This window comes from Mangrovimonas sp. sgz306409 (genome assembly GCF_059735265.1).
This window is the reverse complement of the sequence record NZ_JCAPEU010000006.1, coordinates 115,093-129,883: the sequence shown is the minus strand read 5'-3', so window position 1 is coordinate 129,883 and position 14,791 is coordinate 115,093. Positions and strand designations below refer to the sequence as shown.

At 37.4% G+C, this 14,791-nt stretch carries 14 protein-coding genes; 10 read left to right on the top strand and 4 right to left on the bottom strand.

From position 1 onward, the window contains the following. The first annotated feature begins 76 nt into the window (after positions 1–76). The 3 genes from menD (at position 77) to AC6I5C_RS11660 (ending at position 3,177) form a co-directional block, all read left to right on the top strand. Positions 77–1,837 (top strand): 2-succinyl-5-enolpyruvyl-6-hydroxy-3-cyclohexene-1-carboxylic-acid synthase, encoded by a 1,761-nt coding sequence (gene menD / locus AC6I5C_RS11670; protein ID WP_497905301.1) that lies wholly within the window; start codon positions 77–79, stop codon positions 1,835–1,837. 87 nt (positions 1,838–1,924) lie between these two features. Continuing rightward, a complete protein-coding gene (locus AC6I5C_RS11665; RefSeq protein WP_497905300.1) occupies positions 1,925–2,263 on the top strand; it encodes a DUF2853 family protein in 339 nt (112 codons plus the stop codon). Positions 2,264–2,346: 83 nt separating this feature from the next. Then, entirely contained in the window at positions 2,347–3,177 is an 831-nt protein-coding gene (locus AC6I5C_RS11660; protein WP_076663969.1) for a CvfB family protein, read from the top strand. On the opposite strand, the gene AC6I5C_RS11655 is transcribed toward AC6I5C_RS11660, so the two are convergent. Then, complete coding sequence (locus AC6I5C_RS11655; protein WP_053977664.1) at positions 3,149–3,583, bottom strand: hypothetical protein; 435 nt, start codon at positions 3,581–3,583, stop codon at positions 3,149–3,151. The genes AC6I5C_RS11660 and AC6I5C_RS11655 overlap by 29 nt on opposite strands. A gap of 112 nt (positions 3,584–3,695) precedes the next feature. Here AC6I5C_RS11655 and AC6I5C_RS11650 point away from each other — a divergent pair, with 112 nt between their 5' ends. The 4 genes from AC6I5C_RS11650 (at position 3,696) to AC6I5C_RS11635 (ending at position 7,158) form a co-directional block, all read left to right on the top strand. Further along, positions 3,696–4,535, top strand: a complete 840-nt coding sequence (locus AC6I5C_RS11650) for a 1,4-dihydroxy-2-naphthoyl-CoA synthase (RefSeq protein ID WP_053977665.1) — start codon at positions 3,696–3,698, stop codon at positions 4,533–4,535. A 17-nt stretch (positions 4,536–4,552) separates the two neighbouring features. Next, entirely contained in the window at positions 4,553–5,455 is a 903-nt protein-coding gene (gene menA / locus AC6I5C_RS11645; RefSeq protein ID WP_497905299.1) for a 1,4-dihydroxy-2-naphthoate octaprenyltransferase, read from the top strand. Between the two features lie 178 nt (positions 5,456–5,633). Next, positions 5,634–6,311, top strand: a complete 678-nt coding sequence (locus tag AC6I5C_RS11640; RefSeq protein ID WP_053977667.1) for a metal-dependent hydrolase — start codon at positions 5,634–5,636, stop codon at positions 6,309–6,311. A gap of 94 nt (positions 6,312–6,405) precedes the next feature. After that, positions 6,406–7,158, top strand: a complete 753-nt coding sequence (locus tag AC6I5C_RS11635; RefSeq protein ID WP_497905298.1) for a GIN domain-containing protein — start codon at positions 6,406–6,408, stop codon at positions 7,156–7,158. Between the two features lie 14 nt (positions 7,159–7,172). On the opposite strand, the gene AC6I5C_RS11630 is transcribed toward AC6I5C_RS11635, so the two are convergent. Further along, entirely contained in the window at positions 7,173–8,084 is a 912-nt protein-coding gene (locus AC6I5C_RS11630; RefSeq protein ID WP_497905297.1) for a sterol desaturase family protein, read from the bottom strand. 79 nt (positions 8,085–8,163) lie between these two features. Between AC6I5C_RS11630 and AC6I5C_RS11625 the strand changes: the two genes are divergently transcribed. The 3 genes from AC6I5C_RS11625 to AC6I5C_RS11615 are packed head-to-tail and all read left to right on the top strand — an operon-like array spanning position 8,164 to position 10,877. After that, positions 8,164–8,859, top strand: a complete 696-nt coding sequence (locus tag AC6I5C_RS11625) for a DUF2490 domain-containing protein (RefSeq protein ID WP_497905296.1) — start codon at positions 8,164–8,166, stop codon at positions 8,857–8,859. Positions 8,860–8,882: 23 nt separating this feature from the next. After that, complete coding sequence (locus tag AC6I5C_RS11620; RefSeq protein WP_497905295.1) at positions 8,883–9,917, top strand: o-succinylbenzoate synthase; 1,035 nt, start codon at positions 8,883–8,885, stop codon at positions 9,915–9,917. Between the two features lie 3 nt (positions 9,918–9,920). Continuing rightward, on the top strand, positions 9,921–10,877 hold the full coding sequence (locus AC6I5C_RS11615) for a CPBP family intramembrane glutamic endopeptidase (RefSeq protein ID WP_497905294.1): 957 nt from the start codon (positions 9,921–9,923) through the stop codon (positions 10,875–10,877). 48 nt (positions 10,878–10,925) lie between these two features. On the opposite strand, the gene AC6I5C_RS11610 is transcribed toward AC6I5C_RS11615, so the two are convergent. Then, on the bottom strand, positions 10,926–12,857 hold the full coding sequence (locus AC6I5C_RS11610) for a DUF3858 domain-containing protein (RefSeq protein ID WP_497905293.1): 1,932 nt from the start codon (positions 12,855–12,857) through the stop codon (positions 10,926–10,928). Then, complete coding sequence (locus AC6I5C_RS11605) at positions 12,857–14,740, bottom strand: DUF3858 domain-containing protein (protein WP_497905292.1); 1,884 nt, start codon at positions 14,738–14,740, stop codon at positions 12,857–12,859. The genes AC6I5C_RS11610 and AC6I5C_RS11605 overlap by 1 nt, the downstream gene beginning before the upstream one ends. Between the last annotated feature and the right edge of the window lie 51 nt (positions 14,741–14,791).

Genomic DNA, 14,791 nt, shown 5'->3' with positions numbered 1-14,791 from the left:
TCGAATAAACTTCCTTTTAATATAGTTTAATTCATAGAATGCTTAATTTTACGGCTCATTTGTAGATACTCGATTCATGAAATATTCCGCGATTCCACTCGCACAAACTGTAGTACAGCTTTGTAAAGCCAAGAACATAAAACATATTGTTATTTCTCCCGGTAGCCGTAATGCACCTTTAACCATAGGGTTTACCAATGATGAATTTTTTACCTGTTATAGCATTGTAGATGAACGTTGCGCGGTGTTTTTTGCTTTGGGAATTGCCCAAAGTATCCAACAGCCTGTGGCGGTGGCTTGTACCTCAGGGAGTGCTTTGTTGAACTATTATCCCGCCGTGGCCGAAGCCTATTATAGTGATATTCCCTTAGTAGTATTATCTGCAGATCGTCCAAGATATTTGGTAGGGATTGGAGATGGACAGACCATCAATCAAGAAAATGTGTTCAAAAATCACATTTTGTACTCGGCCAATTTAAAACAGGATTTGGATGTGAAAGCGAAACCTTCTGAGGACGATGAACCTGCCATTATAAAAAGTATTGAACATAAGTTGGAGCGTTTCTTAGGCTTGAAACAGGAGCTTCAGGAAGAGAATGAACACCAAATCAATGACGCCATTAATATAGCCCTTACAAAAAAGGGACCTGTTCATATCAATATTCCTTTTGATGAACCTTTATATGAGATAGCCGATAAATTAAGTGTGAATCCTAAGGTGATAAAACCAGAAGTAAAGCCTAAAAAAATGGATTCCTTAGAGTTGAAGCTTTGCTTGGAAGATTGGAGCAATGCTTCCAAAAAAATGATTTTGGTGGGGGTGAATGGCCCAAATGCCTTGGAAACAAAGTGGATTGAAGAATTGGCAAATGACAACAGTGTGTTGGTATTTACCGAAACGACGTCCAATTTACACCATAAAGAGTTCTTTCCTAGTATCGACAAACTCATTGCGCCTTTAACGGAAGAAGAGTTTAAGGAGTTGCAACCAGACATTTTGATTACGTTTGGAGGTTTGATTGTTTCCAAAAAAATCAAGGCATTTTTAAGAAAATATAAACCGAAACAGCATTGGCATGTAGACGAAAAGAAAGCCAATGATACGTTTTTCTGCTTGGAAAAACACCTTAAGGTGTCACCAAACCAATTTTTTGAAAGCTTGTTGCCTAAGTTGACCCATATAAAGAAAAGTAACTACAAGCAAGTTTGGAAAGCGGTAAAAACACATAGAAGAGAAAAACACAGTGAATACATGGAGGAAATTCCTTTTTGTGATTTTAAGGTGTTTTCAAAGTTGTTGAAGAGCGTTCCGGATCATACAAACCTTCAAATGGGGAATAGTTCAGCTATTAGATATGCCCAATTGTTTAAAGGGAATCCAACGGTGGGAGTGTATTGCAATAGAGGAACTAGTGGTATCGATGGTAGTACAAGCACAGCTATTGGGTTTGCACACGCAAATCAAGCCCAAACAACTTTTGTTACGGGGGATTTGAGTTTCCTGTACGACAGCAATGCGTTGTGGAATAATCATATTCCGAAGTCATTTAGAATCATTGTCATCAATAATTACGGAGGTGGTATTTTCAGAATTCTTCCTGGACATAAAAACACTGAGAATTTTGATACGTTCTTTGAGACCAAACATCATTTAACAGCAAAGCATTTATGTGCTATGTATGGTTTGGACTATCAAACGGCAGATAATGAAGAAGGTTTATCAGCAGCTTTAGCGGATTTTTATAATGAATCTGAGCAACCAAAATTATTGGAAATCTTTACTCCTAGTACGGTAAATGATGAAGTATTACTGAACTATTTTAAGTTTATACGTTAATAGAGAAATGGACGTGATATTATTTCTGCATAAAAAAATGCATATCTTTAAAGTCCATTTCTAATAATTAAAAACACTACAAAGCCTATGAACAAGCGCGAAGAATTAATCGTTAAGTATGCTGCTGAGCTAAAAGATAAATTTGGATTGGAACCTGATATGGATTTGCTTACCAAAATTACCATTGGCTGCGGACCGTCTATTTATAATGCAGATTCTGCGACAGTCTCTAGTTCTGATGAGTCTGAATTAGAACGAGTGAAAAACAATTTCTTGATTAAAAAATTAGGACTTGAGGATACTCCAGAATTGGATGCAGCTATTAATTCCGTGATAGATAATTATGGGCGCTCCAATAGGACAAAATATAGAGTGGTAGTATATTATTTGTTGACCAAACATTTTAGTAAGGAAACCGTTTATTAATCCTTCGATATAAGAATAGAAAAGCGCTACAAAGATGTAGCGCTTTTTGTTTTTGGGTTCACTATTATGCTTAACTTTGCCGCATGATACACATTGGAGAATACAATACTTTAGAAATTGTAAGAGAAACCGAGCCTGGTTTGTTTTTGTCTGATAAAGAAGATAACGAGGTTTTATTGCCCAACCGTTATGTTCCGGAATCTTTTGAGATTGGAGACGAATTGGAAGTCTTTGTTTATTTGGATAACGAAGAGCGTTTGGTGGCTGTTACAGATCATCCGTACATTACCAAAGGCGATTTCGCCCTTTTAAGATGTAATGCCGTGACCAAATTCGGGGCTTTTTTGGATTGGGGAATGGTGAAGGAGCTGTTCTGTCCGTTTAAGGAGCAGGTCTTTAAAATGAAAGAAGGTGGTTGGTATTTGGTGCATTGTTATCTAGATGAAGAAACCGAAAGATTGGTAGCTTCGAGCAAAACCAATAGATTTTTGGATAACACAAATCTCACGGTTGAAGTGTTTGATGAAGTGGACCTAATTGTATCTCATCCTTCGGAAATTGGGATGAATGTTATCGTGAACAAAAAACACCAGGGACTTATTTTTAAGGACAATATCTTTAAGGATTTAAGTGTAGGTGATCGCTTGAAAGGTTTCGTCAAGAAGATTCGCAAGGATAATAAGTTGGATATTGTACTGGAGCAAATTGGCTATAGAAGTATAGAACCCAATGCCGATATTATTCTGAAGGAATTAAAGGATAATGGTGGTTATTTAGAACTTACCGATAAATCCGATCCTGAACTTATCAAGGAGGTACTTCAAATGAGTAAGAAGAACTTTAAAAAGGGGATTGGCAATCTATACAAGCAACGATTGATAGAGATTAAAGAGGATGGAATTTATTTGGTTTAGGCGCGAATTCTAATTGGCCTAAAACCCATTCGGTAGCATCTGCGAGTGTATTGAAACGCTTTCTTTTAATGCTGAAATAATGTTCCTCAATGGCCAGCATACGTTTGGTGTTGTGGTTATAGGTAACAACGGCATAAGCTTTAATATGGCTTACTTTACTGCTGTTTTCAAGGGCATCTACAAGGTCTACAGAAAAGGAGTGCACCCGGTTGGAGATAAAGCCGTAGGGTTGGTCGCCAAAAATCTCATCGCATAGGTCAAAAATTTCCTCAAAATCCTTAAAGGCCACGTTGGTGCCTTGCCTAAATTCGGCAACTACGTAATTGCTGAAAAAATGAAAGTCACCTATTTCAATACAATAAGTGGCTTCCACGTTTTTAGCGAAAGGCGATTCCAATACTTTCATTTCTTAACAAAATCTAACAACCAAAACAAAATTAGGGAGCAAGATTTTCCCTACCAAAAAAATGAATTCATATTAGTTGTAAATATGTATTTTTACGCTGAAATTAATTATCATGAGTAATATAAATTGGAAAACGGCCAAGGAATACGAAGATATCACGTATAAAAAATGCGATGGTGTGGCACGTATTGCGTTCAACAGGCCAAATGTAAGGAATGCCTTTAGGCCTAAGACAACAAGTGAATTATACGATGCCTTTTACGATGCCAATGAAGATGTGAATATTGGGGTGGTATTGTTATCTGCCGAAGGGCCGTCGACTAAGGATGGTGTGTATTCTTTTTGTAGTGGAGGAGATCAAAAGGCGAGAGGCCATCAAGGTTATGTTGGAGAAGATGGTTACCATCGTTTAAATATTTTGGAAGTACAACGCTTGATTCGTTTTATGCCCAAAGCTGTGATTGCAGTAGTTCCTGGATGGGCTGTTGGTGGCGGCCATAGTTTACATGTGGTTTGCGATTTAACACTAGCCAGTAAGGAACATGCCATTTTTAAACAAACCGATGCCGATGTCACCAGTTTTGACGGTGGTTATGGATCTGCCTATTTGGCCAAGATGGTTGGGCAGAAAAAGGCTAGGGAAATATTTTTCTTGGGTAGAAATTATTCTGCTCAGGAAGCTTTTGAAATGGGAATGGTAAATGCTGTGATACCTCATGCCGAATTGGAAGATACCGCTTTTGAATGGGCTCAGGAAATATTGGCAAAATCCCCAACTTCCATTAAAATGCTAAAATTCGCGATGAACCTTACCGACGACGGAATGGTGGGGCAGCAAGTATTTGCGGGAGAAGCGACGCGTTTGGCCTATATGACAGATGAGGCTAAAGAAGGTAGAAATGCCTTTTTGGAAAAGCGTAAGCCTAACTTCGACAAAAAGTGGATTCCTTAATTAGCTAGTACTATTTTATGAGTAAACTTAGCAGCTGGATTTCAGCATTTCGTTTGCGTACCTTGCCTTTGTCTTTATCTGGGATTATTATTGGAAGCTGTTTGGCAGCCTATAATGGCCTTTTTGATATGGCTATTTTTGTGTTGGCGATGTTGACCACCGTTGGCTTTCAAATTCTATCCAATTTGGCCAATGATTATGGTGATGGCGTAAAGGGAACCGACAACGAAAACCGATTGGGCCCACAACGAGCCATTCAAAGTGGAAGCATTACGCCTACACAAATGATGGAGGCGATCAAGATTAACATTTTAATAGTAATTGTGTTGTCATTGTCCCTGATCTATGTGGCTATGGGCCATGAGTATTTAGTATATTCCATAATTTTTATTGTGTTGGCTGCGGCCTGTGTGTATGCGGCCATCAATTATACCATGGGAGATTCGGCATATGGCTATAGAGGTTTGGGAGATGTTTTTGTATTCATATTTTTTGGTTTGGTAAGTGTTATGGGAAGCTATTTCCTTTATGCCAAACAACTGGATCACGTATTAGTATTACCTGCAATTGCTTTGGGCCTATTGAGTATAGGAGTTTTGAATCTGAATAATATGAGAGATATAGATTCCGATACCTTATCCAATAAAATTACCATTGCGGTAAGATTGGGAAAGCAAAAAGCGAAAATATATCACTATGTTTTAGTGGGAGGGGCTATTTTATGTGCAGCACTGTTTGGAATTTTGTATTATAATTCGCCATTCAACTTAATTTTTGTGTTGGCCTTTATTCCTTTGGTAAAGCACTTGATCAGCGTCAAAAAAGCGAAAACATCAGAAGATTTAGACAAGCAGCTGAAACCCCTTGCATTAACAACCTTCCTATTTTCTTTATTATTGGGAATAGGGCATATTTTATAGAAAATTTAACTTTAAAATATTGTAAATCAGTTCTTTAGTTGTATCTTTACTGTAATAATTTTGTAGGTCAACAATTTATGCTATATGTTGGCAATAAAATTTGGGGCTTTGAAACTCAGATAAATTGTTAAATTTATCTGAGTTTTTTTGTTTTACTAATTCCATAACCAATTATTCCATGAAAATTACATTTTACGGGCATGCCTGCCTTAAGATAGAAGTAAACGATGTTCATATTCTTGTAGACCCTTTTATTACTGGAAACCCTAAAGCAGACCAGATAGATATTGAGACCATTAAAGCCGATTATATTTTGCTGACTCACGCTCACCAAGACCACACTTTGGATGCAGAGGTTATTGCCAAGCAAAACAATGCCATTATTGTTTCTAATTTTGAAGTGACCAATCATTATGAGTCCAAAGGGATTGAAGTTCACCCTATGAACCATGGCGGTAAATGGGATTTTGAATTTGGAGTGGTGAAATATGTTAATGCCATTCATACGTCCTCATTTCCAGATGGCAGTTATGGTGGCCAACCGGGAGGCTTTGTGATTGAAGGAGAACATAAAAATATTTATATCGCAGGAGACACGGCATTAACCATGGACATGAAATTGATCCCGATGCGCACCAAATTGGATTTGGCAGTGCTGCCTATTGGGGATAATTTTACAATGGATGTGGACGATGCCATTATGGCCAGTGATTTTGTGGAATGCGATAAGGTATTGGGCTACCATTACGATACCTTCGGCTATATTGAAATTGATCATGAAGAGGCCAAACGCAAGTTTTTCGATGCCAATAAAGATTTAATGCTTCTAGAAATAGGAGAGAGCATTGAGCTTTAATCACAAAATTCCAAATACTTACTTTTTAACTGCTAAACTGTAACAGTACAGTGAAATTCTCATCTGTATACTAGAAAGATTAAATTTTAAGGTTATGAAAAGGATCAATTTACCATTTACTTTTTTTTGTACTATTGTTTTAAATGCTGTTCAATTAGGTTTTGGACAGGCTAACACGTTTGAAGTATCTTCATTTGATAAGGTTATTGTGAGTCCACATATAGAGGTTGTTTTTAGAAGTGGTGAAAAAGAAAGTGTGGTTGTCGAGATGTTGGGCGAACCTATTGAAAAGCTTAATGTAGAAGTCAAAAATAAAACACTTCAGTTGTATTTGGATGGTGCGCAATTTGTGACTACACATGATAAAAATACAGTAACAGACTATGGTTCGGTTCCATTGTATGATGGCACCATTGTAAAAGCTGTTGTTACTTATAAAGATGCCGATAGATTCTCTTTAAGAGGGGAAGAGCGTTTTCTATTTGAAGACATTGTGCAAATGTCAAAATTAACCATGAATATTTATGGAGAATCGCAAGTATACATGAATGAGGTTATTTTAAAAGATCTGAAAGTGACCATTTACGGAGAGAGCTTTTTAAGGATTGATAGAGGAAGTATCGAGAATCAGAAGTTTACGGCTTACGGGGAAGCTACGGTTAATACCATAGAGGTTAACAATAATTCTACTAAAATTACAGCATACGGAGACGGAACATTTCAATGCAATGTATCGGGACGTTTAAAAGTAGTTGCTTACGGAGAGCCTGTAATTACCTATAAAGGGGATCCTATTTTAGATAATGGTCTTAAAATAGGTGAGGTCTCTTTAGTAAAAGTAGAGTAATATATTTAGGATGGCTACTTTTCTTGATCTTGAACTAAGGTCTGGGAATTTAGCCATTCCGTTCTTAAATCATCACTCAATTTTCCGCTACCGTCATGTCTCCACCCCGGGGGCTTTAACAAGTAAAGGATTCTACTTTTTAAAGAAATTTGAGTTTGGAAGAAGTCTTTAAACATCTGAAACCATTCTAAAAATGCTATTTTAAAAGGGTTATAGGTATGGATGTTCTTTACCAATCCATAAGTCACTTTTTCATCTTCCAATTCTGGTTGAAACGTTCCAAACAATTTATCCCAAATTATCAGTATTCCGGCATGGTTTCGGTCTAGATACAAAGGGTTACTCCCGTGGTGTACTCGGTGATGGGAAGGTGTGTTCATAATGGCTTCAAACCAATTGGGCATTTTGTTGATCGCTTCCGTATGAATCCAAAACTGGTAGAGTAGGCTTATGGACATTTGAAGTAAAATCATGGCAGGATGAAATCCTAAAAGGGGCAACCACAACCAAAATACAAAAGAATAAAATCCACCAGACCAAGTTTGTCTAAGAGCTGTGCTTAGGTTGTAGTGCTCAGATGAATGGTGAACCACATGTGAAGCCCAAAATAACCGGCATTCATGGCTAATTCTGTGGAACCAATAATATGAAAAGTCGTCTGCAAAAAATAGCAGAACAAAACTCCACCATGTTATTGGGATGGTCATTATTCTAAAATGGTTGTATACAAAGAACAATGCCATTAACACAATTCCCTTACTTATAAATCCTAAGAGCACATTGCCAATCCCCATGGCAATGGAAGACAGGGCATCTTTGGCTTGATATCCTTTTAAATTTTGCTTTGTTGTAAGGTACAGTTCTAGAGCCATAGCTAGTATAAATACAGGAATGGCAAAGTGAATGATGTTTGGAAATTCTGGCATTTAATGCGATATTTGAATTCTAAAATTACAGATTTTTAATTGTCTTTTTCATTTTATATTCCTTAAAAGTTTTATTGTTATGACCTTTTCCTTGCGTGCCTTAGCCTTGTTGTGCTTTATTACTACAAGTCAGTTTTTGTTTAGTCAAAATCCGAATCAAACAGGGAGTTGGTACATGTATTTTTACAAACACCAGTTTCAAAATAGTCAATTTGGGATTCAAGGGGATGTACAATATCGCAATTGGAATATCATAGGAGATTTGGAGCAGCTGTTATTACGTTCAGGCGTCACCTATCAACCAAAGGAAGCAGATGTATTGTTTACTTTGGGTTATGCTCATGTTACTTCGGGAGCATTAGGAGACTCTAATGATACTAGTGCAGAAAGTAGAATTTATCAAGAAGCGTTGTTGCCGCAAAAAGTAGGAGGACGTTTTTATTTAACCCACCGATTTAGGTATGAGCAGCGCTTTGTGGAAGATCAGGATTTTAGAACGCGCTACCGCTACAATTTGTTTCTCAATATTCCTTTCACTGCAAAAACAATAAGTCCTAAGGTGTTTTATGCCGCGCTTTATAATGAACTTTTTATAAATGGCCAAACCGATATTGGAGACGGCAGGGAAGTAGAACTGTTTGACAGAAACCGAACTTATTTAGGAGTTGGTTATGTATTGAATAAATCCATTCGTTTTCAATTAGGTTGGATGAACCAAAAAACGGTCAATAATGGCAAGGCGCAATTTCAGGTAAGCATGCATCATAAGTTTTAATTAAGGTGTATTTTTGTGGGTGTATGAAAGCAACGTATCATCAATACATTTTAAATTTTAAGCAACCCAGTGGCACTTCCAGAGGTGTATTACGAACTAAGGAGACTTGGTTTATTGTTTTGGAATCCGAAGGTAAACGAGGAATAGGGGAGTGCGGCATCTTGAGAGGATTGAGTGCCGATGACCGTCCAAATTACGAACAGCAGTTGCAATGGACTTGCAATAACATTGAATTGGGCTTGGAGGCTTTGATTGAAAAGAATCGAGAATTTCCAAGCATTCAATTTGGGTTGGAAATGGCTTTTAAGTCTTTGGCAAGCACATCGCCCTTTTTGTTGTTTGAAACCAATTTTACAAAGGGGACAGATGCTATTCCAATTAACGGTTTAATTTGGATGGGAGATGAAGCTTTTATGAAGCAACAGATAGCTGCTAAAATTGAAGCGGGTTTTGGTTGTATCAAAATGAAAATTGGAGCGATAGATTTCGATACTGAATTCAGTCTGTTGAAGTCTATCAGAAAAGAGTTTAGTTCAAAGGATATAGAACTTAGAGTGGATGCCAATGGGGCCTTTACTCCCGAAGAAGCATTAGAAAAGCTCAAACGCCTTTCCAATTTGGATTTACATTCCATTGAACAGCCAATTAAACAAGGGCAATTTGAAGAGATGGCAGCCTTGTGTGAAAAGACGCCTTTGCCTATAGCATTGGATGAAGAGTTAATTGGAGTTTACGATTCAAAGGAAAGAGCGAAGCTTTTAGATGCGATTAATCCGCAATTCATCATTTTAAAGCCCAGTTTTATTGGAGGATATCATGGAAGCGAAGAATGGATCAAAATGGCCGAAGAGCGGCAAATAGGCTGGTGGGTGACAAGTGCCTTAGAAAGCAATGTTGGATTGAATGCCATTGCGCAATGGACCTACACATTAGATCAAAACCAACCTCAAGGTTTGGGGACGGGGAGTTTGTTTACCAACAATTTTGAAAGCCCTTTAGAAGTCAAGGAAGGGGCTTTACATTACAATAACACCTTACATTGGAATTTTAATTTATAACATATGTATATAGAACAAGCTTATAAAGTTTTGCACGAATGGTGGCGCTATGCCGTTGGGGTTTTGCTTATAATTATTGCGGTAATTATTGGGCAAATTCCTTTTACTGGAGCCGTTTTTTTTGAAGCTCACAACCAAGGTATGGACATGTTTAATATGAATGAGCAAACCATGATGACTATGTTGGAGTCAAATTTAAACCTGTTTTTAATGCTGCTGTCTTTTGCGGTGGGGTTGGCAGGTGTTTTGTTTGTGGCAAAGACTATTCATCACCAAAGTATTCGTTCGTTAACCACTAGTAGGAAAAAAATAGATTGGAAGCGGTTTTGGTTTGCTTTTATTTTCTGGGGAATTGTCTCTACAGGGCTGTCCTTGTTGGATTATTTTATGAATCCAGAAGGCTATGTGTTGAACTTTAAACTAGTGCCGTTTTTAATTCTTTGTGCTGTTGCTATTGTCATGGTGCCACTTCAAACCAGTTTTGAAGAGTATTTGTTTCGAGGGTATTTAATGCAGGGGATAGGTGTAATCACTAAAAACAAATGGATGCCATTACTGTTGACATCTGTAGTGTTTGGAGGATTGCATATCGCTAATCCTGAAGTAACCCAATTGGGCTACATAATTATGATTTATTATATTGGGACAGGATTATTTTTGGGCATCCTAACCTTAATGGATGAAGGAATGGAACTGGCTTTGGGATTTCATGCGGCCAATAATTTGTTTACGGCTTTGTTGGTAACTGCCGATTGGACAGCTTTCCAAACACATTCAATATTAAAAGATATGTCCAGTCCAACTGCGGCTGGTTTTATGGATGTGTTTGTGCCCGTATTTATTCTATTCCCATTATTACTATTTGTATTCGCTAAAAAATATAATTGGACCGATTGGAAAGGGAAATTGTTTGGAAGTGTTGAAGAACCGCCCGCAGAAGATTATAAAGTCATAGAATAAAAAAAGCGACCAATTTGGTCGCTTTTTGTTTGTGTATTCCGAGAGGAATTATTCCACAGGCTTTAATAAAATGGCAGCTTTGTTAAAGTCTGAAGCGGCATTGATGACCTCTCTAAACTCTTCGTAGCGATCTAAATCGTATTCCACAGTCTTATAGAACTCTTGAATCGTGATAATGATTTTGTTGCCCTCCAATTTATAACTGGATTCAAACTTGGCCAGTTTTTCACCTTTATCGTTTTTGTAGCTTTTGTTAAGGTTTAAGCTGCTCAAACCTTCAGCAGTATACCCTTCTGGAATATGAACGGTAATGGTGTAATCGTATTGGTTTGGATAGCTCATTTCAATAGGATTCACTCGTTCGGTCTCTTGGTACAATTCACTTTGGGTTCCAATAATAAGCCCCACCTGGAAAATATAGCTGTCTCCTGCATCCTCAATCAAAGATTCCGAAGAGACTTTAGAGTTCACAATAAAAGGAACATTATACTTGGTTTGGTTGATGTCATTGTTCTCGGTAGAAAAGCTTATTTCCTGTTTGTCTTCAACACCAGAACTGGTTAAATACTCCTTAAACTCTTTGATACCTTGTTCGCTTGAAAGATTTAAAATAGCTCTATTGGTAGCAGACCAGTGACCAGTATATTCTTGGTGCATTTCAATAATGGCACTTTCAATGTCGTCATTAAAGGTAATATCGGTTGTGCGCTTTACTTGGCTGTAGTTGGGGTCATTTTGCTCAATTTTTTGGAAATAATGTCCTAAATCACGTTTGATGTAAAGCCCATAGTTACCAAGAATGTTTGCAGGAGCTTCACCAACTCTATATTCAATGCGGTCTGGAGCAATGTATTTTTTCTCCGTAGGCAAATAGATTAAAAACTCTCTAAGCATGCTCGGGATGAAGAATGTAGGATCGAATTTATATTCAAATCTATTGGCGGTAATTACCACTTCGTATTCTACATCCAAAGCTTTTAGATAGTGGGCGTAGGCTTTTAAAATCCCAAAACTACTAGCGGAACGGTTTTCTAGAATATAGTCTAAATTGGAAAGTTCTTCGTTATTGTTTTTTACAATGTTGAAGTTGCTCTTTATGAAATTATCCACACGAGACGCTTTTTCAAACGTCGACATGTCTGTTTTACCTTCCGTGATAAGCGGAAGATCGTTACTTACTTTAGGAGATACTTCTGAAGGAAAGAACTTGGTTCCTACGTTATAGGAAACATTGGTCCAAAACATTTCTTGAGAAATATCCTGTCCGTTAGGGAAACACTGGTAAACCACTGCTATTTTGTTGGCGTCGGGAGTGGCATATTCTTCTTCAACCATAGCAGGAATGTCCTTTAAAATAAGTGATTTTGCATTGTTTCCGTCTACAGTGATATCCTCAAATTTCACATCGGTTCTGTATGCTTTTACGTTGGATTTTAGGTTTCCAGTAATGAAAGTGAATTCAGCATTCTTGATTTTGTAATTACTTTGGATGGTTTCGGCTCCGTACATGTCGAATTCTTTTTCAACGGTGTATAAAACCTCAATTTCCGAACCTTTTTCCACTCCTTCAATGGCGAAAATCTTAAAGTCTCCGTATTCGTCTACGTTTTTAACTTCCTTTATATTCTCTTGGTTCAGGACCGTTACCTTACCTTTTGGGCTAATAGTTCTGGCCTTGATGTCTACCACTTTTTTAACCTCGTACATTGGGATGTACACGGTGTTGTGTCTGGCAATCCCTTTGTCATCATTCACGCGAGTAATGGTATGCTCGGTCTCATAACGTTTGGGCTCGGGAGACATGATATTTGCCGAATACTCAACAATGTGTTTTTTTAGAATTCCGATAGAAGATTCTTCTGTTTCTTCCTTGGTGAGTTTATGTAATTTGGGTTTCTTTTCCCAATCATAGGTTCTGAATTGCTGTGCAAAACTGCTGCTTGTAGCAAGGAGCAGTAAAATAAGAGCTCTTTTTATCATTATAATTTTTCTAGTATTATACTTTTCTTGTAGGCTTTGATGAGGCTTTTGATAAAGCTGTTCCAACTCTCAAATTCATCATTTTGGATGCTTAGGGTTTTAACGTAGATGTCTTTGTGTTGGGTAAGAATATTGCCATCTACGGAATAAGTGATTTTGTAACCATAGTGTGGGTTTTCAAAACTTAATTCTTCAGGAATATAACTCACTTTGTATCCTTCAGGGATCGTTAAATGGCTTATGAATTGCTTCTCGAATAGGTAGTCTATTTTCTTGCTGTATTTTCTACCCTCCAAGTCTAAGCCACTTTTGGAAAGACTCCTGTCAATATTTAAATTGATATAGGTTTTGTTACCAATGGTTTTGGCGTAGTTTTCAATATTCAAATCGTATTGAAGTACCAAAGGCGTTTGTTTGTTGTTGAAATTTGCCTTGGTAATATTGGTGTACTTGGTTTTATTGTTACCCAAAGCCAAGTTGGTGTTTAAAAACTGTTCATCGGTTTGGTCATTTTTTTTGAAGGTATAGTCCGAAATGAAATCTACTTTTTCATATCCCGTCATTTCCCTTTTTTCCGTCACTTTTACACAGGTGTCATCCAAAGTAAATTCACTGGTGACCTTTGAAATACTTTTGCTAGCATCTTGAACAGGCACTTTAATGATTTTATACGTGTCCTTGTCAATTCCTAAAAGGGCTTCTTTGGTTTGTGTGAAACCACTAGGCATTCCGTAGGGAACATAGCTGTCTGTCGCATCCAGGAAAATGGTGTCTTTTTCAACAATTGCCGTGTTGATCATATGGTTATCAACCATAGGAGTAGGGACGTCGTGGTAAGAATATTGGCGGTCTCTAGTACCAATCCATGTGCGGTACGATTCAATACCTACGTGGTTGAGCATTTCGTAAAGCAAATTGGCCATGTCTTTACAATCGCCGTAACGCTTGTCGCATACGCTGGCAGCGCCACGAGGAATGAAACCTCCAAGCCCATCCTCAAAGGCCACATAAGTGATATTGTCTTGTACCCAATTGAAGATAGCTTCGGCTTTTTCTTGTTTAGTACTTAAATTTTTTGTGATGTTATCGGCAATATCATATACCTTTTTTAAGTCTTTATCATCTATTTGTTCCACCAAAGAATTGTACCAGTTGTAAAGGTCGGATACGTCATTTAAGACATTGTATGTTTTGCCTTCTTCCGTATAGTTTTTAATGTAAACGATGATATGTGGAAGGTAATACAACGCAGATTCGGTGTCATCTTCTCCTTGAAATCCTTGAATGTTATTTGCAGTCCAAGTATAGGTGTAGCCGTTAGGGGAATCTTCTTTTTTGAAGTTTACATCAATGTTTTTTGTGTTGAATTCAATATGTCCAATAGTAACATTTTTAGGGAACTCAATAGACAATTGTGCACTTTTGGTAGGCACATACGTTCCAAAACGGAAAAGTCCCAAAAAGTGTGGGTCCTTGATGATTTCCTTATAGCTTAAATTGGTAATGGCACCTTTGGTAACCGCAGGGAAAATAAAGCTTTTGGATTCTTGGTCACTATAAAACACACCGTTGTCAAAATCTCGCTTGGTTTCAATGTAGTCGACTTTAATTTTTTTGTCGGAGCTAGGAATGTAGGTGTAGGCATTTATATCTTCAATAGTCCTAAAGCTATCAAAACTCATGGATTCGTTGGCAAAATAAAGCTTATTGGAAGTTAGATATTCTGCCTGCTTCGAAATGTTGTTTGAAATATCAAACTTATGTTCATTCAACTTGATCTGAATGTGCTCGTGACGTTTAAGGTAAATGAAGTCTTCGTCAGAAAAATCTTGAGCAAATATGAAAAAGGGGCTTAACAGTAGGAGTAATATGGTCTTGTTCATAGATTCGTTCTTAATTTTCAAATATATTTTTTTTAATTTTAAATTTTAACG